Source organism: Chromobacterium vaccinii, from assembly GCF_001855275.1.
GTDB lineage: Bacteria > Pseudomonadota > Gammaproteobacteria > Burkholderiales > Chromobacteriaceae > Chromobacterium > Chromobacterium vaccinii.
The window spans coordinates 2,808,502-2,828,828 of sequence record NZ_CP017707.1 but is presented as its reverse complement, the minus strand read 5'-3'; the positions used below and the strand labels follow the sequence as shown (position 1 = coordinate 2,828,828).

Annotated in this window: 11 protein-coding genes, 2 tRNA genes and 3 rRNA genes; 10 read left to right on the top strand and 6 right to left on the bottom strand. The window is 62.5% G+C overall.

Annotated elements, in window-relative coordinates:
• Position 1 precedes the first annotated feature (1 nt).
• Positions 2-2,101 carry a site-2 protease family protein gene (locus tag BKX93_RS13055; protein WP_235429345.1) on the top strand — a complete coding sequence of 700 codons (2,100 nt, stop codon included), beginning with the start codon at positions 2-4 and terminating at the stop codon, positions 2,099-2,101.
• A gap of 61 nt (positions 2,102-2,162) precedes the next feature.
• On the top strand, positions 2,163-2,690 hold the full coding sequence (locus BKX93_RS13050; protein WP_070980134.1) for a GNAT family N-acetyltransferase: 528 nt from the start codon (positions 2,163-2,165) through the stop codon (positions 2,688-2,690).
• A gap of 33 nt (positions 2,691-2,723) precedes the next feature.
• Here BKX93_RS13050 and BKX93_RS13045 read toward each other — a convergent pair whose 3' ends face one another.
• Positions 2,724-3,059: a hypothetical protein gene (locus tag BKX93_RS13045; RefSeq protein WP_046158778.1), complete on the bottom strand. Its 336-nt coding sequence runs from the start codon at positions 3,057-3,059 to the stop codon at positions 2,724-2,726.
• Positions 3,060-3,119: 60 nt separating this feature from the next.
• Positions 3,120-3,707: a phage tail protein gene (locus tag BKX93_RS13040; RefSeq protein WP_046158779.1), complete on the bottom strand. Its 588-nt coding sequence runs from the start codon at positions 3,705-3,707 to the stop codon at positions 3,120-3,122.
• Positions 3,708-3,909: 202 nt separating this feature from the next.
• Between BKX93_RS13040 and BKX93_RS13035 the strand changes: the two genes are divergently transcribed.
• A complete protein-coding gene (locus BKX93_RS13035; RefSeq protein WP_070980133.1) occupies positions 3,910-6,186 on the top strand; it encodes a DNA internalization-related competence protein ComEC/Rec2 in 2,277 nt (758 codons plus the stop codon).
• Here BKX93_RS13035 and BKX93_RS13030 read toward each other — a convergent pair.
• The 4 genes from BKX93_RS13030 to BKX93_RS13015 all read right to left on the bottom strand — a co-directional run bounded on the left by BKX93_RS13030 (position 6,170) and on the right by BKX93_RS13015 (position 10,969).
• Complete coding sequence (locus tag BKX93_RS13030; protein ID WP_046158781.1) at positions 6,170-7,063, bottom strand: ATP-binding response regulator; 894 nt, start codon at positions 7,061-7,063, stop codon at positions 6,170-6,172. The genes BKX93_RS13035 and BKX93_RS13030 overlap by 17 nt on opposite strands.
• The gene (locus BKX93_RS13025) at positions 7,053-9,629 is read right to left on the bottom strand and encodes a sensor histidine kinase (protein WP_046168726.1); all 2,577 of its coding nucleotides are present in this window, start codon (positions 9,627-9,629) and stop codon (positions 7,053-7,055) included. The genes BKX93_RS13030 and BKX93_RS13025 overlap by 11 nt, the downstream gene beginning before the upstream one ends.
• Before the next feature lie 11 nt (positions 9,630-9,640).
• Positions 9,641-10,417, bottom strand: a complete 777-nt coding sequence (locus tag BKX93_RS13020; RefSeq protein WP_082107347.1) for a ParA family protein — start codon at positions 10,415-10,417, stop codon at positions 9,641-9,643.
• 72 nt (positions 10,418-10,489) lie between these two features.
• A complete protein-coding gene (locus BKX93_RS13015) occupies positions 10,490-10,969 on the bottom strand; it encodes a surface-adhesin E family protein (RefSeq protein ID WP_070980131.1) in 480 nt (159 codons plus the stop codon).
• A gap of 270 nt (positions 10,970-11,239) precedes the next feature.
• On the opposite strand from BKX93_RS13015, the gene recQ reads away from it, so the two are divergent.
• The 7 genes from recQ (at position 11,240) to rrf (ending at position 20,169) form a co-directional block, all read left to right on the top strand.
• Entirely contained in the window at positions 11,240-13,036 is a 1,797-nt protein-coding gene (gene recQ, locus BKX93_RS13010) for a DNA helicase RecQ (RefSeq protein ID WP_070980129.1), read from the top strand.
• Between the two features lie 77 nt (positions 13,037-13,113).
• Positions 13,114-14,331 (top strand): bifunctional glutamate N-acetyltransferase/amino-acid acetyltransferase ArgJ, encoded by a 1,218-nt coding sequence (gene argJ, locus BKX93_RS13005; protein ID WP_070980128.1) that lies wholly within the window; start codon positions 13,114-13,116, stop codon positions 14,329-14,331.
• A 456-nt stretch (positions 14,332-14,787) separates the two neighbouring features.
• Positions 14,788-16,323 (top strand): 16S ribosomal RNA (locus BKX93_RS13000).
• 191 nt (positions 16,324-16,514) lie between these two features.
• A tRNA-Ile gene (locus tag BKX93_RS12995) sits at positions 16,515-16,591 on the top strand.
• 118 nt (positions 16,592-16,709) lie between these two features.
• Positions 16,710-16,785: transfer RNA gene (locus BKX93_RS12990), tRNA-Ala, on the top strand.
• A gap of 255 nt (positions 16,786-17,040) precedes the next feature.
• Positions 17,041-19,931 (top strand): 23S ribosomal RNA (locus BKX93_RS12985).
• A gap of 123 nt (positions 19,932-20,054) precedes the next feature.
• Positions 20,055-20,169: ribosomal RNA gene (gene rrf, locus BKX93_RS12980) — 5S ribosomal RNA — on the top strand.
• The 16S, 23S and 5S rRNA genes sit together here with 2 tRNA genes alongside, the layout of an rRNA operon.
• Positions 20,170-20,327 lie beyond the last annotated feature (158 nt).

Genomic DNA, 20,327 nt, shown 5'->3' with positions numbered 1-20,327 from the left:
CGTGGCCGCCCGCGTGCTGCCGCCGTTGCGCCAGGAGCTGACGCTGCATGCCGGCCCGGATCTGGCGGACGGATCGCCCAGCTGGATGCTGCACGATCCGGCGGCCAACCGCTACTACCAGCTGGGCTGGGCGAGCTTCGAAATGCTGTCGCGGTGGGCGCTGGGCAGCGGAGCGGCGGTGCTGGAGGCGGTCAATACCGAAACCACGCTGCGCCTGGGCGAGGACGATCTGGCCGAACTGCAGCAGTTCCTGTCGCAGCATCAGCTGCTGCAGGCGGCGGACAGCGACTGGCTGTGGCGGGTGCGCCAAGCCGGGCGGCCGAGCCACGCGATGTGGCTGTTGAAGAACTACCTGTTTTTCCGCATCCCCCTGCTCCGGCCGGAGGCCTGGCTCAACCGCCTGCTGCCCTGGTGCGGATGGCTGTTCCGGCCCGCGTTCTGGTGGGCGATGGCCGGCGTCGCGCTGCTGGGTCTGGCCTTGGTTTCGCGCCGCTGGGACGAATTCACCCATACGTTTTCCGGCTACGGCGGCTGGAGCGCGGCGCTGGGCATCGCGGCATCGCTGAGCCTGGCCAAGATGTCGCACGAGCTGGGCCACGCGCTGACCGCCCGCCATTTCGGCTGCCGGGTGCCGGCGATGGGCGTGGCCTTCCTGGTAATGGTGCCGGTGTTGTACACCGACACCAACGACGCCTGGAAACTGCCTTCGCGCCGCCAGCGGCTGTTGATCGGCGCCGCCGGCATGCTGACCGAGCTGACGCTGGCCGTCTGGGCCACGCTGGCCTGGTGCGCGCTGCCGGAGGGGCCGCTGCGCGCCGGCGTCTTCCTGTTGGCCACTACCACCTGGCTGGCGACCCTGGCCATCAATTCCAGCCCCTTCATGCGCTTCGACGGCTATTTCCTGTTATCCGATTGGCTGGGCGTGCCCAATCTGCACGCTCGTTCCTTCGCGCTGGCGCGCTGGCAGCTGCGGCGCTGGCTGCTGGGCTTGGACGATCCGGTGCCCGAGCGCTTTCCGCCGGCCCGCCAGCGCGGGCTGATCCTGTTCGCCTGGGCGACCTGGCTGTACCGCCTGGTGTTGTTCACTTCGATCGCGCTGTTGGTCTACCACATGTTTTTCAAAACGCTGGGCCTGCTGCTGCTGTTCGTGGAGCTGGGATGGTTCATTGCCAGGCCCATCGTCGGTGAGGTTTTGGCATGGTGGCGCCGCCGCGCCGATTTGCGCTGGAGGATGGAAACCCGGCGCAGCGCCGCCTTGTTGGCCCTGCTGCTGCTGTTTTTGATCCTGCCGTGGCAGAACGAACTGTCCAGTCCGGCGGTGATGGGCGCGGCGCAGTCCCAGGGGCTGTACGCGGCGGAGGCCGCCGTGGTCGCCGGCGTGAGCGCGCGCGAAGGGCAAAGAGTGAGAGCGGGACAGGCGCTGGCGCAGCTGGCTTCGCCGCAACTCGACCAGCGCCTGGCCTTGGCCAAGGTGCTTGAGGCGGATCTGGCCTGGCAGGTCGCGCAGCAGTCTTTCAACAGCGAGCTGCAGAGCAAGGGCACTGCCTTGCAGCAGCAGTGGCAGGCGGCGCGACAACAAGTGGCGGGCTTGCAGAGCCAGCGGGACCGGCTGGCGCTGATCGCGCCCTTCGCCGGCCGGGTGGCCGATGTGAGCGAGGCGTTGAGGCCCGGCACCGTGGTGGCCCAGGGCGAGCGTCTGTTGCAGGTGGTCGGCGCCGATGGCGTGAGGGGCGAGGCTTATGTCGACGAGGATGGCCTGGCGGGCCTGCGGCGCGGCGATGCCGCCCGGTTCGTGCCGGACAGCGGCGAGACCTGGGCCATTGCCTGCCGGCTGGGGCCGATAGACCGCTTGAACCAGGCGGCGCTGGAGCAGCCGTTGCTGGCTTCCGTGTATGGCGGACCGATTCCGGTCGAGTTGAGAGACCATGATCTGGTGCCCTTGCGCGCGATTTTCAGGGTCCGGCTGGAGGACTGCGGCCGGCGAGACCCGCCGTTGCGGGAAATGCCCGGCTGGGCGCGTCTCAGCGGCGAGCGCTACAGCCTGCTGTCGCTGGGTTGGCGCAGGCTGGCGGCTGTGCTGGAGCGCGAGGCGGGGCTGTAGCGGCCCGGCCGGGGAGGCGCGCGCGGGGTTCCTATTTCCATGAACTGGCAAGGAGACATGTGTGTCTGCCGAACTTCATTTTTCCTCGTTATGCCCGTCCTTGTCGCTGCGTCCGGCGCGTCAGGCCGACGCGCCTTGCATCGACCGCATTTACCGCAGCGCGCGTCCCGACTTGCAGTGGATAAGCGGCGACGCCGAGTTGATCGACACGGTGCAGCGCCAGCAATTGCAGGTGTTGCAACAGGGAACGGGGCAAAACTACCCGAACGCCATGCATTTCATCGTGGAAAAGACCGGCAGCGCGGTCGGCGCGGTGATGGTCGATTTCGGGACCAACGAAGTGCGCATCATTTTCCTGGCCATGCTGCCGGAGGCGCGCGGCCAAGGTTACGGCAAGGCTGTGCTGCAAGGGCTGCAGCAGGCGGCGAAGCAGGTGGGCGCGCCGCTGGCCGCCGTGGTCTGGCATAACAACGGCGAAGCGCGCCGGGTCTACCAGTCGCTGGGTTTCGTGCTGGAAGAGGCCGGCGCGATGGCCGACAAGCTGGTGTGGCATCCGGATGGCCGGGCCATGATGGCCGGCGTGGTCTGAGGCCGCCAGCCGGTTCCGGCTGGCGGAGAGGCGCTAGTTGAACGGCAACTGGAAATAACAGTAGCGCCGGTCGCGGCCCATCGCGCCGGTGCGGCTGATCCACACATTGTCCAGCGTGCGCGCCGGCAGCACCCCGGCCGCCGGCAGTTGCAACTGGCCGACGGCGTCGACCAGTTCGGTGGTCGCGGTGGCCACCAGCTCCACCACGAACGGCGTGCGTTCGCTCCCCTCCCGTCCCGGCACCTGGGACAGCGGCTTTTGCCGTATCGATTGCACCTGCAGTTCCACCTCCGGCCACGGCGCCGCGCGAAAGCGGCAGCATTGCCCCAGAAGCGGCGTGAAATCCTCGCTGCTCAGCGTGTCCAGCATGGCTTCCCCCTTGCATGGCAATGCCGGCGGACGCTATCCGCTCCGCCGGCAGGCTTGTGTTTATTGTCGCGTCGGGAACAGGCCCTGAACCGCGATGCAGAAGTTCAGCGCCAGGAAGGGGTTGAGCACGCTGACCGGGGTGGTGCCGCCGGCCACGTCGGTGTTGCCGGTCAGGCCCAGGCCCTTGACGGTGACCGGGCTTTCCAATTGCTGGCTCCAGATGGTGGCTAGGCCGGTGCCGCCGCCGGAAGCGCCCAGATAGGGATTGCTGGTGCTGGGCGCGCTGGCCGGCGTGGTCGGGTTTGGAATCGTCGATGCCTGAAAGCTGACATTGACCGCCGAGGTGCCGTGGGCATGGAGCGGCATGTTGGAGGTGAGCAGGGCGACGGTTTGCTGGCCGCCGAAATTGCCGATCGCGTAGGACGGCAGGTTGTAAGTGGGTTGGGCCGGCCCGATGCTGATCGGCATCCGGCCACACAAATTGGGCAGTTGGAAGTTGGTGCTGCCGTTGCCGCCGTAATGATTGCCGATGACGGCGAACAGCGCCTGGTTTTGCGAGACTTGCAGCGTCTGGCCCTGGCATTGCGCCCAGTCGACCGGGGGATAGTCAAAGGCAAAGGGGATAATGCTGCCGATATAAGCTTCCACGTTCGCTCCTTCGTCAGATGATCCCGTCGGCGGGGTGCCGGCAGGGGAAAAAACCCATCCGTTGACATAGGTTTAGTCCATGGGGTTTTAAATTCAATCGACATTGCCCGTTGTTTTGCCAGGTAGTTTTACCTAGGAACCATATGTCGGGCAGGCGGCGGGACGCTGGCCATGGCCGGCGGGCCGCAGAGTCGGAGGAAACATGTCGCAGTGGGTGGCCTGGGTGGCCGGCGTCGTCGCTTGCGCTTTCCTGCCGGCGCTGCCCGGCACATGGTGGATTGGCTTGGCGGCAGGGATGGCCGCCGCCGCGGTTGCCGGATGCCGCGGGCGGCCATGGCTGCGGCAGGGGGCGGTCTGCGCGCTGGCCTTGCTGCTGGGCCTGGGTTACGCCGCCCTGCGCGCGCAGTGGCGGCTGGAGCAATCGCTGCCGCCGGCGTGGTGGCAGAAGCCGGTCGAGCTGGTCGCCACCGTCCGGGGCTTGCCTGACCCAGGCGAGTACGGCATCCGGCTGACGCTGGAGGTGGAGAAGGCGCTGACGCCAGGCGTCGCGCTGCCGGAGCGGGTGCAACTGCACGACTACCAGCGGCGCGACTGGCCGCCGGGCAGCCGTTGGCAGTTGAGCGCGCGTTTCAAGCCGCGGAGAGGCAGCGCCAATGCCTTCGGCTTCGACGCCGAGCGCTGGCTCTGGTCCGAGGGGCTGCTCGCCAGCGGATCGGCGGGCAAGCCACGCCAGCGGCTGCCGGACCGGAACGATCTGATGGCCTGGGTGGACCGCTGGCGGGGCGCCCAGGTGGCGCGCATCGAGCGCGCGCTGGGTCCCGGGCGGGAATCGGCGCTGGTGGCGGCCTTGACCGTGGGCGCGCAGCAGCGGATCGCGAGAGAGGATTGGCAGTTATTCGCCGCCACCGGGCTGACCCATATCGTTTCGGTGTCCGGCTTGCACATCACGATGCTGGCGGCGCTGGTGGCCTGGATGGGCGCCCGCTTGGTGCGCAGGGTGCCCGGGCTGCGGGCTCCCCGGGTGGCGACGGCGATGCTGGCGCTGTCGGCGGCAGCGTTGTATTCGCTGTTGGCGGGCTTCACCGTGCCGACCCAGCGCACGCTGTTCATGCTGGCGACGGGCAGCGCCTGCCTGCTGTGGCGGCGTCAGCTGTCGCCTTTTCAGGCCTGGTGGCTGGCTCTGGCGCTGGTATTGCTGCTGGACCCGTTCGCGGCGCTGACGCCCGGCCTGTGGCTGTCTTTCAGCCTGGTGGCGGCGTTGATGTTCAGCTCGCTGGCGCGGCGGCGGCCTCCCGTCGGCTGGCGGGCCGCGGCGTCGGGGCAGTGGGCGGCCGGCATCGCCAGCCTGGCGCCGCTGGCGGCGCTGTTCGGCGGTTTCCCGCTGCTGTCGCCGCTGGCCAATGCCTTGGCCATCCCTTATGTCTCCGTCTTGTTGACTCCCCTGTCGCTACTGGCCGTCGCCCTGCCCTGGGATGGCTTGTTGCCGCTGGCGGGCGGGCTGGCGCGCGGATTCTACTGGATGGTCGGCGTATTGGCGCATGGGCCGGCCTGGCACGTGGCCGGCGCACCATGGGCGTTGCTGGCGCTGGCAGGCATCGGCAGCGTGTGGCTGATCGCGCCGCGCGGCGTGCCCGGCAAGGGGCTGGGCGGATTGCTGTTGCTGCCCTTGCTGGTCTATCGGCCGCCGGGGCCGGAATGGGGCGTCGCCCGCGCCACGGTGCTGGACGTGGGGCAGGGCTTGTCGGTGCTGGTGCAGACGGCCGACCATGCGCTGCTGTTCGATACCGGCGCGGGCGAGGCCGGACGCGTGGTGCTGCCGCAGCTGCGCGGCCTGGGCGTTGATCGGCTGGACGCGTTGTTGCTGTCGCATCACGACAGCGACCACGACGGCGCGGCGGCGGGCGTGAGGGCCGCGCTGCCGGTGGGGCGGGTGTTGGCGGGGCAGCCGGAAACCGCGCCGGGCGCGGCGGGATGCGCGCAAGGGCAGGGCTGGGAATGGGACGGCGTCCGTTTCGACATGCTGGGTCCGCCGCCGGGATGGCGGGCCGACGAGGATAATGCCCGAAGCTGCGTATTGAGGGTGGCCACGCGACGGCAGGCGTTGCTGCTGAGCGGCGACGCGCCGGCGCGGATGGAGGAGGCGCTGGCGGCCCAGCCTGGCCTGCGCCTGGCCAGCAGCGTGCTGGTCGCCGGCCATCACGGCAGCCGCACCGCCAGCAGCGAGGCTTGGCTGGCGGCGGCGAGCCCCAGGCTGGCGGTGGTCAGCGCCGGGCACTTGAACCGCTATCGCCATCCGCACCCGCTGGTATTGGAGCGCTTCCGGCGCGCGGGGGCGGCTGTCTTGCGCACCGATCTGGACGGCGCGCTGACGCTGGAGATGGGGGACGCGCTGGCCTGGCGCTGCCTGCGCCGCGAAGCGCCTCGCTACTGGCGCGATGCCGGCCCCTGCGGCGATGAGGCGGTCACTCCCCTTGATTGACCAGCGCCACCACGCGGTTGCCCTTGCCCTGGTAGCGCAGATCGTCGAACGAGAGCTTGCGGGCGATCAGGATGCCGCGGCCGTGGCTGTTCATCAGCGAGGACGGCTCGGCGTTCTGGTAGTACTCCCAGTCGAAGCCCGGCCCCATGTCCTCGATGACGAATTGCAGCTGCTTGCCCTGCTGCGAGAACGCCACCGTGATCTCACGGTCGCGGTAAGTCGGCGCGGACAACCGGCTTTCCAGCTCCTGTTCCCAGGTGCCGGCGGCGATCAGCTGGCTTTTCTGTTCGTAGCTGATTTCCAGGTTGCCGTGCTCGATGGCGTTGACCAGCAGCTCGAACAGGCCGGTGGCCACCCGTTCCGGATGCGGGCAGGTTTTGGCCAGCAGCGCGGTGATCGCCTGGGCCTCGCGGTGGCTGCGGCAGCGGAAGGTGGCGGCGTTCAGGTGCTTGAGCGCGTCGACGTGGAGATTGGCCAGTTCCCGGAAATGGGCATAGCGGTCCCAGTGGCCGACCGCGGCGCCGACGATGGCCAGCAGCATGTCGCGCGAGAACGGCTTGGTCAGGTAGTAGAAGGCGCCCGCGGCCAGGCCCTCCTGCACGCTGGAGGCGGCGCCCATCGCAGTCTGCATGATCACCGGCAGGAATTCCAGCCGGGGCTCCGCCTTGATTTTCTTCAGCACGTCGAAGCCGCTCATGCCCGGCATCATCTTGTCCAGCAGCACGGTGGAGTACTGCTCGCCTTCGCTGGACAGGATGTCCCAGGCGATTTCCCCGTTTTCCGCCTGCCGGGTTTCATAGCCGGCGTCCTGAAGCAGCTCCGTCATCAGCTCCAGGTTGAAGGGCTCGTCGTCGACGAGCAGGAGTTTATGAGACATCGGAGTCGTCCTCCTTTAGCTGAAAATGGCAGGGAATCGCGAAAGTGAAGATGGCGCCGCCCTGGGGCAGGTTGCCGGCGGTGATCCAGCCGTGATGGGCATGCATGATTTCGCGGCTGATGGCCAGGCCCAGGCCGGTGCCGCCGGCGCCGGTCTTGGTGGTGCTGCTCTGGATGAATTTGTCGAAGATGGTTTCCAGCTCCTTCTCCGGGATGCCGGGGCCGCCGTCTTCGACGCTGGTCATGATCCAGTCGGATCCGTCCCGCTCGGTCAGGCATGCCCGCACTTGGATTTCCGAGCCGGCCGGGCTGAACTTGATCGCGTTGGACAGCAGGTTCCGTATCACCTGCCCCAGGCGGAAGGGGTCGATGTCGGCCGCCAGCATCTCCGGCTCGCAGCTCAGCTTCAGCTGGATTTGGTTGCGGCCGGCCAGCGGCGTCATTTCATCGCACGCTTCGCGCAGGCATTGCGTCAGATTGCCGCGGCCGATCGAGTATTCCATCCGCCCCACTTCCATCTTGGCCATGTCCAGCAGATCGTTGAGCAGAGTCAGCAGCCGGCTGCCGCTGGTATTGATGCGGGCGAAGTACTGCTCCGCCTTGGCGTCGCCCAGCCCCTGCGCGCGCAGCTGGCCCATCTCTGTGAAGCCTAGGATGGCGTGCAGCGGAGTGCGAAGCTCATGCGACATATTGGCCAGGAACTCGGTCTTGGCGCGGCTGGTTTCCTCGGCCAGGATCTTGGCGTGGCGCAGCGTTTCCTCCACCGCGCGCTGGGCGGAAATGTCCTGGTACACCCAGATGGTGCCCAGCTTGGGCACCGAGGGGTTGACCGCGCGGCCGTGCAGCCGGCACCAGAACAGCTGGCCCTTGCCGGTGCGCAGCCTCACTTCGGTTTGCACCACCTTGCCGTCGTTGAGCAGGCTGTACAGCGCCTTGCCGGTGCGCTCCCATTGCTCTGGATTCTCGAAATAAGGCCTGGTGGGCTGGCCTATCACGTCCATGCCCTGCTGCTGGAACAGTTCGAGGAAGGCGTGGTTCACCTGGCGTAGGTGGCGATCGACGATATAGGCCATCGCCAGCGGGCTGGCGTCGAGCAGGGCCGCCAGTTGCCGGCTCTGTACCTCGACTTGCTCGGCCAGGCTGTTTTTCAGCCGGATCAGCGCCTCTTCCTGCTCCTTGCGGCGCGAGATGTCGCGGCACACGGTGACGTAGAACCAGTCGTCCGGCATCACCACCCGGCTCAAGGACAGTTCCACCGGCAGGCGCTGGGCGTCGCTGCGCAGCAGGCTGGCCTCGAACGGCCGGCCTTCGTGGCGCTGGGCGGTCTGCTCGAACGGGGGGCTGGGCTCAGGCGTGTACAGTTCCGGGAACAGCACGCCGACGGGCAGGTTTTCCAGCGACTGGGCGCTCTGCTCCACCAATTTGGCGGCGGCCGGATTGGCCTGGATGATGTGGCCGTCGCGGTGGATCAGGATGATGGCGTCCGAACTGGCCTGCAATATCGCGCGTTGGCGCGCCTCGCTTTGCGCCAGGGCCTGCTGCGATTGCTCGCGGTCGTTGATCTGTTCGCGCAGCGTGCGGTCGAGCTCCTGCAACTGCAGGCGCAGGCTTGCCGCGAGCCTTTCCAGCAACAAGCCGCCGCGCAGCTGTCGTTGCTGCGCCAGCAGGAGCAGGGCCAGCACCAGCGCGGACGCCGCCAGGATGATCCAGGCGACCGGGCCGAGCTGGGGACGCACCGGTTGCAGCGCGTAGGCGCCCAGCTGCAGATCGGTGCCGCCTATCGGGCTGAGGCGGGAGAATATCGGCGGATCGGTCGGCAGCGGACGGCCCGGCACCGAGTCCAGCAAGGGCGTGTCAGGCTGGTTTTTGCCCCAGGCCAGCAGCCGCACATGGTGCAGGGGGTTGCCGCTGATCAGCTCGTTGTTGATCGGTTGTATCAGTTTGTCCTGGCGCAGGTGCAGCAGCAGCAGCGTATGGTCGTTGCCCAGGCGGGTGACGACGTCCAGGCGCGGCATGCCGGTATCCAGCGGCTGGCCGGACAACAGCATGGGCTGGTCGCTGCGGCGGGCCAGGTCCAGCACCCATTTGGAGTTGCCCCGGTGGCTGAGATCCAGGCCCTGCGGCAGCGCGTTGGCGTCGTCGGGCAGGTAGCTGGCCACCGGGTAGTATTGCAGTTGAATCGGACTGGCCTGCAGATGCTGGTTCTGCAGGAAGCGGATGCTGGTGGCGATGCGGTTTTCAAACGCGGCGCGGCGGTTCTGCTCCACCAGCTCCACGGTGCCGATGCCGGCGAACACGCTGTCGTCGCGGACGACGCGGCGCGCCAGATCGGTCAGGCTGTGGGGGGCGTCGGCGCTGGCCAGCTGTTGCGCCAGCATGCGGGAATGCTCCAGCGCGTTCTGTATCTGCAAGATCACGATGCCGGTGCCCAGCGCGCCCCAGTGCTGCAGCTGCTGCTGGCGCTCTTCCCGGTCATGCTCCAGCAGCAGCCAGTATTCGCCCAGCAACAGGCCTAAGCCCAGCAGGCCGCACAGCAGCAGCGAGGTGAGGCGGTTCAACCTCGGCATGGGCTCCCTCGTCAGCGATCGCTCAACTCTTGGTACAACGCCTCGAATTCACGGGACAGCTTGTGGCGCGGATCCAGATAGATCATAGGCCGCGCGGCCTGGTGCGATTCGCGGATCTTGACCGAAGCCGACAGCGGGGAAGCCAGCACGGGCAGGCCCTCCGCCTTCAATTCGTCCACCAGCCGCACCGGCAGGCTGGCGCGCGGCTGGAACTGGTTGACCACGATGCCCTCGATGAACAGATCGGGATTGTGGTCGGCGCGAATCTCGTCGGCGCTTTCTTTCAGGTTATAGAGGGCCTGGCGCGAGAACGCATCGCAATCGAAGGGGATCAGGCAGCGGTCGGCCGCGATCAGCGCCGAGCGGGTATAGAAATTGAGCGCAGGCGGGGTGTCTATCCAGATCTCGTCGTATTGCGGCGCCAGCTGGTCCAGCGCCTCTTTCAGCTTGAACATCTTGTAGCGCGATTCCAGCTTGGCCATCAGCTCGGACAGCTCGGGGTGCGAGGCCAATAGCGACAGGCCGTCGATGCCGGAACCGCGGACGAACTCATGCGGCTCCTTGGCGAACAGCGAGATGTTCAGCATCTGCTGGAACAGGTCGGCCAGGCTGGGGCCGGCTTCGCCGCCGGCGGCGCCGAGCAGGTAATGGCTGGCGTTGCCTTGCGGGTCCAGGTCGATCAATAGCACGCGCCGGCCTCGGCTGGCCGCCACCGCCGCCAGATTGACGGCGATGGTGGATTTGCCCACCCCGCCTTTCTGATTGAATACCACGCGTCGGATGGTCATGGAGACTCCTGTAGTTGGGCGGTGCGGCAGGCGAGATGACGGGGCGCTGCGGGCTTGGGCGCCCGGTGGTTTTCAGAAACCGGGCTGTCCTTTGCAAACCAGCAGCATTTGTTGATAACTGGCGGAATTCTGCACCACCGGCATGGATTTTATCTGACCGTCATTATAGGAGAAGCTGGCGATCTGGCGGCCGTTTTCGTCGAACAAGGTCATGTCCAGCAAGCGGAAGGTGTGCTGCGCGCAATCGATCTGCCAGGTGTTGAGCGAGGTCTTGTGCCGCGGGGTGGTCAGGAAGTTTTCCTTCTTCAGATTGAAGATGGTCTTGCGGTCGCGGAAGGTCGTCACCGCGCCCTGGCGCTTGATCGACAGCAGGTCCAGCTCGTTCAGGATATTGCCGTTGGGCGAGACGCCCAGATTCTGCCAGTCGGCGCTGGCCTGGGCCGGCGCGGGAGCGGAAGGCTTGACGGTTTGGGTCGGGGTGGTCCGTTGCGGCGCGGCGGCGCAGCCGGCCAGCAAAATCGCGGCGGCCAGGGTGGTGAACAGGGTGCGCATGAATGTCTCCAGAAGATGGCGCCAGTGTCGCATAGCCGGGAGCGCGGGAAAACCGTTTGCGGCGCCGTGGCAGATTTTTGCAGAAAGTCCGGAACTTTATCGCGGCGAGGCCGGTCTTTCGTAGTGCGAGAGCATTTTTCCTCTTCGTTTCACATTGTCTCCATCCAACTTGAGGCCGCCATCACCTGGCGGCCATTTTTTTGCCCGGCTCGTCCCGGGGGCCTCCTTGCCGTACAATGGCGTTTTCTCCCGCGCCATCCCGTCCCGCTCATGCACGACGCAGTCTCCATCCTCAATCATATTTTCGGCTACCCGGAATTCCGCGGGCAGCAGCAGGAGATCGTCGAGCAAGTGGCCCACGGCGGCCACGCGCTGGTGCTGATGCCCACCGGCGGCGGCAAGAGCCTGTGCTACCAGATCCCGGCTTTGCTGCGCGACGGCGTCGCCATCGTGGTGTCGCCGCTGATCGCGCTGATGCAGGACCAGGTGGCCACGCTGCAGGAACTGGGCGTCGCGGCGGCCTGCCTAAATTCGGCGACTTCTCAGGACGAGGCGCGCGATATCTCGCGCCAGGCGCGCGCGGGCACGCTGGACTTGCTCTATGTGGCGCCGGAGCGGCTGTTGACGCCGCGTTTCCAGGAGTTCATCGCCAGTCTGAAGATCGCCTTGTTCGCGATCGACGAGGCGCACTGCGTCAGCCACTGGGGCCACGATTTCCGGCCGGAATACCAGCAGCTGGGCATGCTGGCCGAGCAGTTTCCCCATGTGCCGCGCATCGCGCTGACCGCCACCGCCGACGAGCAGACCCGGCTCGACATTATTCATTACCTGAAGTTGTCCGAGGCCAGGGTGTTCCTGTCCAGCTTCGACCGGCCCAACTTGTTCTACCAGGTGGTGGAAAAGCACAACGCCAAGAAGCAGCTGCTGGATTTCATCCGCCAGGAGCACCAGGGCGCCACCGGCATCGTTTACTGCCTGTCGCGCAAGCGGGTGGAAGACACCGCGCAGTGGCTGAGGGAGAACGGCATCGAGGCGCTGGCCTATCATGCAGGCATGAGCCATGCCGAGCGCGAGGCCAACCAGCGGCTGTTCCTGCGCGAGGACGGCATCGTGATGGTGGCCACTGTCGCCTTCGGCATGGGCATCGACAAGCCGGACGTGCGCTTCGTCGCCCACATCGACATGCCCAAGAGCCCGGAAAACTTCTATCAGGAATCCGGCCGCGCCGGCCGCGACGGCCTGCCGTCGGCCAGCTGGCTGTGCTACGGCCTCAACGACGTGGTGCAGCTGCGGCAGATGATAGAAGGCGGCGAGATGGCCGAGCTGCAGAAACAAGTGGAATTGAGCAAGCTGGACGCGATGCTGGCCTTCTGCGAAACCGCCGGCTGCCGCCGCCAGCACATCCTCGCCCATTTCGGCGAGGCGAGCAAACCATGCGGCCATTGCGACAACTGTCTGCATCCGCCCATCACCTACGACGCCACCGAGCCGGTGCGCAAGCTATTGTCCTGCATCTATAGAGTGGGGCAACGTTTTCCCACCGGCCACGTCATCGATGTGCTGCTGGGACGGCAGAACCCCAGCATCGGCCATCACCGCCACGACCAGCTCAGCACCTACGGCATCGGCAAGGACATGAACCAGCGCTGGTGGCGCTCCATCGTCCGCCAGCTGGTGGCGCGCCAACTGGTGCAGGTGGATATCGCCCGCGGCCAGTCGCTGGTGCTGACCGACGCTTGCCGGCCGTTGCTGAAGGGTGAGCAGAGCATCTATCTGCGCCCGCTGGCCGACGAGAAGAAGTCGCGCGGCAGCGGCGGCGCCGACCGCTGGCTGCGCACCGAGCGCGAAGAGCGGCTGTGGCAGGCGCTGCGGCGCTGGCGCCGCCAGGTGGCCGACGAGCACAATGTGCCGGCCTACGCGGTGTTCTCCGACCGCACGCTGCGCGATCTGGTGGAAAAACGCCCGGATAGCCCGGCCGGCTTGCAGCGCATCTACGGCCTGGGCGAGCTGAAGCTGGCGCGCTACGGCGAGGCGCTGCTGAGCTGCCTGCGCGAGGCGCAGGAATAGGCAAAACGATTTGCCCAGCCATGAATGGCGAAATTCTTATACAATCCGTCGCATATATGTAAATGCTGGAGAGTTTCATGGCTGTGAATCTGAATCCGCCGCAAGTCGGCCTGTTGCCGCCGGTCGCCGGCGTCGAACTGCTGGTGGCCGAAGCCGGCATCAAGACCCCGGGCCGCAAGGATGTGCTGGTGGTGAAGCTGGACAAGGGCAATACCGTCGCCGGCGTGTTCACCCGCAACCGTTTCTGCGCGGCGCCGGTGCAGCTGTGCCAGGAGCATTTGGCCGCCGGGGTGCAGATCCGCGCGCTGGTGGTCAACACCGGCAACGCCAATGCCGGCACCGGCTTCGACGGGCGAGAGCGAGCACTGTCCGTTTGCCGGGCGGTGGCGGAGCGGGACCAGCTGCAAACCGAACAGGTACTGCCTTTCTCCACCGGCGTGATTCTGGAACCGCTGCCGGCCGACAAGATCATCTCTGCGTTGCCGACGCTGCGCCAGGCCGACTGGGCCGAGGCTGCGGAAGCCATCATGACCACCGACACCCTGGCCAAGGCCGCCAGCCGCAAGTTGGATATCGGCGGCCAGGCGGTGACCATCACCGGCATCGCCAAGGGTTCGGGCATGATCCATCCCAATATGGCGACCATGCTGGGCTTTGTCGCCACCGACGCGGCTGTCACCCGTCCGATGCTGAACCTGCTGGTGCGAGAGGTGGCCGACCAATCGTTCAATAGCATCACAGTGGACGGCGATACCTCCACCAACGACAGCTTCATTCTGATTTCCACCGGGCAGAGCGGCGCGCTGTTGATCGACTCGGCGGAGCAGCCGGCTTATCAACAGTTGAAGCAGGCGCTGCTGGATGTCGCCATCGAGCTGGCCCAGGCCATCGTCCGCGACGGCGAAGGCGCCACCAAATTCATCACCGTGGAAGTGAACGGCGGCCGCTCGGTGGCCGAATGCAAGGATGTGGCTTACGCGATCGCCCGTTCGCCGCTGGTTAAGACCGCCTTCTTCGCGTCCGATCCCAACCTGGGCCGCTTGCTGGCCGCCATCGGCTATGCCGGCGTCGCCGATCTGGACGTCGATCGCCTCTCTCTATATCTGGATGACGTACTGGTCGCCTGCGAAGGCGGCCGCAATCCCCTATATAAGGAAGAGCAGGGCCAGGCGGTGATGAACCAGAGCGAGATCACCGTGCGGGTGGAGCTGGGACGCGGCGCCGCCAGCGCAAGGGTGTGGACCTGCGATTTCTCCTATGAGTATGTGCGGATCAATGCCGACTACCGCAGCTGAGGTGGGGCTACGGCCTGGATAAGCACGAAAAACGCATCCATTAGGGAAAAGCTCCGAAATATCGGGGCTTTTTTCATTTTTCGCACGCAGCCTCTTAGGCTGAAAGCCCGATTTCTGAAGGCGAGAGGCAAATCCTGCAAAAATCTATATGAATTAATTTATTAAATATCAATTGGTTGTGCGTTATTTTTATAAAACCTCCATGTTTTCTCAAAAAACCTGTTGACCGAGGGTGAGGGCGCAGGTATAGTTCGTCTCCTCAGCTGACGCAGCGAACGAAGCAGCGGAAACGAAACGGTTCCGGTGAAGACGACGCGGCGGACGGCACTGCTCTTTAACAGAACGAATAACCGATAGGTGTAAGTGCTTGGCGAAAGCCGAACACTTGCACTGCAAGAGACAAGAGATACTTGTTTATTTCTTTGAACTTGCGTGCCAGAAAATTTGCTTGAGATTGAACTGAAGAGTTTGATCCTGGCTCAGATTGAACGCTGGCGGCATGCTTTACACATGCAAGTCGAACGGTAACAGGGTGCTTGCACCGCTGACGAGTGGCGAACGGGTGAGTAATGCGTCGGAATGTACCGTGTAATGGGGGATAGCTCGGCGAAAGCCGGATTAATACCGCATACGCCCTGAGGGGGAAAGTGGGGGACCGTAAGGCCTCACGTTATACGAGCAGCCGACGTCTGATTAGCTAGTTGGTGAGGTAAGAGCTCACCAAGGCGACGATCAGTAGCGGGTCTGAGAGGATGATCCGCCACACTGGGACTGAGACACGGCCCAGACTCCTACGGGAGGCAGCAGTGGGGAATTTTGGACAATGGGCGCAAGCCTGATCCAGCCATGCCGCGTGTCTGAAGAAGGCCTTCGGGTTGTAAAGGACTTTTGTTCGGGAGGAAATCCCGCTGGTTAATACCTGGCGGGGATGACAGTACCGGAAGAATAAGCACCGGCTAACTACGTGCCAGCAGCCGCGGTAATACGTAGGGTGCAAGCGTTAATCGGAATTACTGGGCGTAAAGCGTGCGCAGGCGGTTGTGCAAGTCTGATGTGAAAGCCCCGGGCTTAACCTGGGAACGGCATTGGAGACTGCACGACTAGAGTGCGTCAGAGGGGGGTAGAATTCCACGTGTAGCAGTGAAATGCGTAGAGATGTGGAGGAATACCGATGGCGAAGGCAGCCCCCTGGGATGACACTGACGCTCATGCACGAAAGCGTGGGGAGCAAACAGGATTAGATACCCTGGTAGTCCACGCCCTAAACGATGTCAACTAGCTGTTGGGGGTTTGAATCCTTGGTAGCGTAGCTAACGCGTGAAGTTGACCGCCTGGGGAGTACGGCCGCAAGGTTAAAACTCAAAGGAATTGACGGGGACCCGCACAAGCGGTGGATGATGTGGATTAATTCGATGCAACGCGAAAAACCTTACCTGCTCTTGACATGTACGGAACTTGGTAGAGATATCTTGGTGCCCGAAAGGGAGCCGTAACACAGGTGCTGCATGGCTGTCGTCAGCTCGTGTCGTGAGATGTTGGGTTAAGTCCCGCAACGAGCGCAACCCTTGTCATTAGTTGCCATCATTAAGTTGGGCACTCTAATGAGACTGCCGGTGACAAACCGGAGGAAGGTGGGGATGACGTCAAGTCCTCATGGCCCTTATGAGCAGGGCTTCACACGTCATACAATGGTCGGTACAGAGGGTTGCCAAGCCGCGAGGTGGAGCTAATCTCAGAAAACCGATCGTAGTCCGGATCGCACTCTGCAACTCGAGTGCGTGAAGTCGGAATCGCTAGTAATCGCAGATCAGCATGCTGCGGTGAATACGTTCCCGGGTCTTGTACACACCGCCCGTCACACCATGGGAGTGAGTTTCACCAGAAGTGGGTAGGCTAACCGCAAGGAGGCCGCTTACCACGGTGGGATTCATGACTGGGGTGAAGTCGTAACAAGGTAGCCGTAGGGGAACCTGCGGCTGGATCACCTCCTTTCTAGAGAATGGCGATTGCCAAGCACTTACAGCCTATCGGTTATTCAAGTTAAGGGCATTTTGATGAAAACCGGCGCGACTCTGCGTTGGAAAGCTCCTCGTGTACTGAATTACACGTCGTCGCCTTCCGCCTTGATTCGCTTGGTTTTGATCAAAATGAGGTTGTGGATGCCACAACTTCATAAGTCAACTGGGTTTGTAGCTCAGCTGGTTAGAGCACTGTGTTGATAACGCAGGGGTCGTAGGTTCGAGTCCTACCAGACCCACCAGTTACATTCTGGGTGTTCTGAATTGGCACCCGGATATAAAGCCGAAAGACAAGGCGCGCGGGAGCGACGTGTACAAGTGTACACGAGCGACTAAGCAACGCGGTATTTCGGATTTAGAGGGGGATTAGCTCAGTTGGGAGAGCACCTGCTTTGCAAGCAGGGGGTCGTCGGTTCGATCCCGTCATCCTCCACCACTCAATGCAAACAAAATCAAATTGAGAAGTTTGATTCTGTTTGCGTTGTATAAACGCCCGATCTTTAACAAACTGAAGAAGCCGAATATATTGAGACGGCGAGATGAAGGCATGCAGTTAATTCTGCATGCGGACAAATCGTCATCTTGGGTATTTGATTGTATCTAAGGCTGCGTCGCCATATCAAAAGGGGCGGTGCAGTCGTCGCACAAACACATCTTGTTGTTTTAGTGGTTTAGGCTGCTGAAATGATAGGGTCAAGCGACTAAGTGCATCTGGTGGATGCCTTGGCGATCACAGGCGATGAAGGACGTGTAAGCCTGCGAAAAGCGCGGGGGAGCTGGCAATAGAGCTTTGATCCCGCGATGTCCGAATGGGGAAACCCACCGCTTAGGCGGTATCCCTGACTGAATACATAGGTCAGAGGAGGCGAACCGAGTGAACTGAAACATCTAAGTAACTCGAGGAAAAGAAATCAACCGAGATTCCGTAAGTAGTGGCGAGCGAACGCGGAACAGCCTGTATGTGATAGAGATTGCGTTAGTGGAAGGTTCATGGAAAGGACCGCCGTAGTGGGTGATAGCCCCGTACACGAAAACGCATTCTTGGTACTAAGCATACGAGAAGTAGGGCGGGACACGCGAAATCCTGTCTGAATATGGGGGGACCATCCTCCAAGGCTAAATACTCGTGATCGACCGATAGTGAACCAGTACCGTGAGGGAAAGGCGAAAAGAACCCCGGGAGGGGAGTGAAATAGAACCTGAAACCGGATGCATACAAACAGTGGGAGCGGACTTGTTCCGTGACTGCGTACCTTTTGTATAATGGGTCAGCGACTTACGTTCAGTAGCAAGCTTAACCGAATAGGGGAGGCGTAGGGAAACCGAGTCCGAATAGGGCGCTTTAGTTGCTGGGCGTAGACCCGAAACCGAGTGATCTATCCATGGCCAGGATGAAGGTGCGGTAACACGCACTGGAGGTCCGAACCCACTAGTGTTGCAAAACTAGGGGATGAGCTGTGGATAGGGGTGAAAGGCTAAACAAACTCGGAGATAGCTGGTTCTCCCCGAAAACTATTTAGGTAGTGCCTCATGTATCACTTCCGGGGGTAAAGCACTGTTATGGCTAGGGGGTCATTGCGATTTACCAAACCATGGCAAACTCTGAATACCGGAAAGTGCGAGCATGGGAGACAGACGGTGGGTGCTAACGTCCATCGTCAAGAGGGAAACAACCCAGACCGCCAGCTAAGGTCCCAAATGATCAGTTAAGTGGTAAACGAAGTGGGAAGGCCCAGACAGCCAGGATGTTGGCTTAGAAGCAGCCATCATTTAAAGAAAGCGTAATAGCTCACTGGTCGAGTCGTCCTGCGCGGAAGATGTAACGGGGCTCAAACTGATAACCGAAGCTGCGGATGGGCGCGTAAGCGTCCGTGGTAGGGGAGCGTTCTGTAGGTCTGTGAAGGTGTCTCGTAAGGGATGCTGGAGATATCAGAAGTGCGAATGCTGACATGAGTAGCGATAAAGCGGGTGAAAAGCCCGCTCGCCGAAAGCCCAAGGTTTCCTACGCAACGTTCATCGGCGTAGGGTGAGTCGGCCCCTAAGGCGAGGCTGAAAAGCGTAGTCGATGGGAAACGGGTTAAAATTCCCGTACTTTTATGCAGTGCGATGTGGGGACGGAGAAGGTTAGGTCATCAGACTGTTGGAATAGTCTGTTTAAGCCGGTAGGCTGGAGTGGTAGGCAAATCCGCCGCTCCTTAAGGCCGAGAAGTGATGACGAGGGTCTACGGACCTGAAGTGACTGATACCACGCTTCCAGGAAAAGCCACTAAGCTTCAGCTGCATAAGAACCGTACCGCAAACCGACACAGGTGGGCAGGATGAGAATTCTAAGGCGCTTGAGAGAACTCAGGAGAAGGAACTCGGCAAATTGATACCGTAACTTCGGGAGAAGGTATGCCTGTTGAGGTGAATCCCCTGCGGGAGGAGCTTTGACAGGTCGCAGAGAATAGGTGGCTGCGACTGTTTAACAAAAACACAGCACTGTGCCAACACGAAAGTGGACGTATACGGTGTGACGCCTGCCCGGTGCCGGAAGGTTAAGTGATGGGGTGCAAGCTCTTGATCGAAGCCCCGGTAAACGGCGGCCGTAACTATAACGGTCCTAAGGTAGCGAAATTCCTTGTCGGGTAAGTTCCGACCCGCACGAATGGCGTAACGATGGCCACACTGTCTCCTCCTGAGACTCAGCGAAGTTGAAGTGTTTGTGAAGATGCAATCTACCCGCTGCTAGACGGAAAGACCCCGTGAACCTTTACTGTAGCTTTGCATTGGACTTTGAACAGACTTGTGTAGGATAGGTGGGAGGCTTTGAAGCTGAGACGCTAGTTTCAGTGGAGCCGTCCTTGAAATACCACCCTGGTGTGTTTGAGGTTCTAACCTTGGTCCGTGATCCGGATTGGGGACAGTGCATGGTAGGCAGTTTGACTGGGGCGGTCTCCTCCCAAAGTGTAACGGAGGAGTTCGAAGGTTACCTAGGTACGGTCGGAAATCGTGCTGATAGTGCAATGGCAAAAGGTAGCTTAACTGCGAGACCGACAAGTCGAGCAGGTGCGAAAGCAGGACATAGTGATCCGGTGGTTCTGAATGGAAGGGCCATCGCTCAACGGATAAAAGGTACTCCGGGGATAACAGGCTGATACCGCCCAAGAGTTCACATCGACGGCGGTGTTTGGCACCTCGATGTCGGCTCATCACATCCTGGGGCTGTAGCCGGTCCCAAGGGTATGGCTGTTCGCCATTTAAAGTGGTACGTGAGCTGGGTTCAAAACGTCGTGAGACAGTTTGGTCCCTATCTGCAGTGGGCGTTGGAAGTTTGACGGGGGCTGCTCCTAGTACGAGAGGACCGGAGTGGACGAACCTCTGGTGTACCGGTTGTCACGCCAGTGGCATAGCCGGGTAGCTAAGTTCGGAAGAGATAACCGCTGAAAGCATCTAAGCGGGAAACTTGCCTGAAGATGAGACTTCCCTGGAGGCTTGACCTCCCTGAAGAGTCGTTCGAGACCAGGACGTTGATAGGTCGGGTGTGGAAGCGCTGTGAGGCGTGAAGCTAACCGATACTAATTGCTCGTGAGGCTTGATCCTATCATTTGAGTAGCTTAGCAAGGCTAGGCGACGAGAGTGGATGTGCGAAGTACATCAAATACCGAATATATGCGGGTTGGTTGAATACCAGCCCAGGCTTCTTCCAGTTTGTGCCAGTTTATGTCTGGTGGCCTTAGCGAGGTGGTCCCACGCCTTCCCATCCCGAACAGGACCGTGAAACGCCTTAGCGCCGATGATAGTGTGGCATTCGCCATGTGAAAGTAGGACACCGCCAGACGCCCCATACGAAGCCCAGCTCACACGAGCTGGGCTTTGTGCTTTGCGCGCGCGGATCGCGCGACGTCCAGCCCCGACCGGTCCCCGGCGGGGCTTTGGCCTTTCTGCTGGGCTGATTGCCAGCCGATGCGTTTGATCGCCGTCCATCGTCGCTATCCG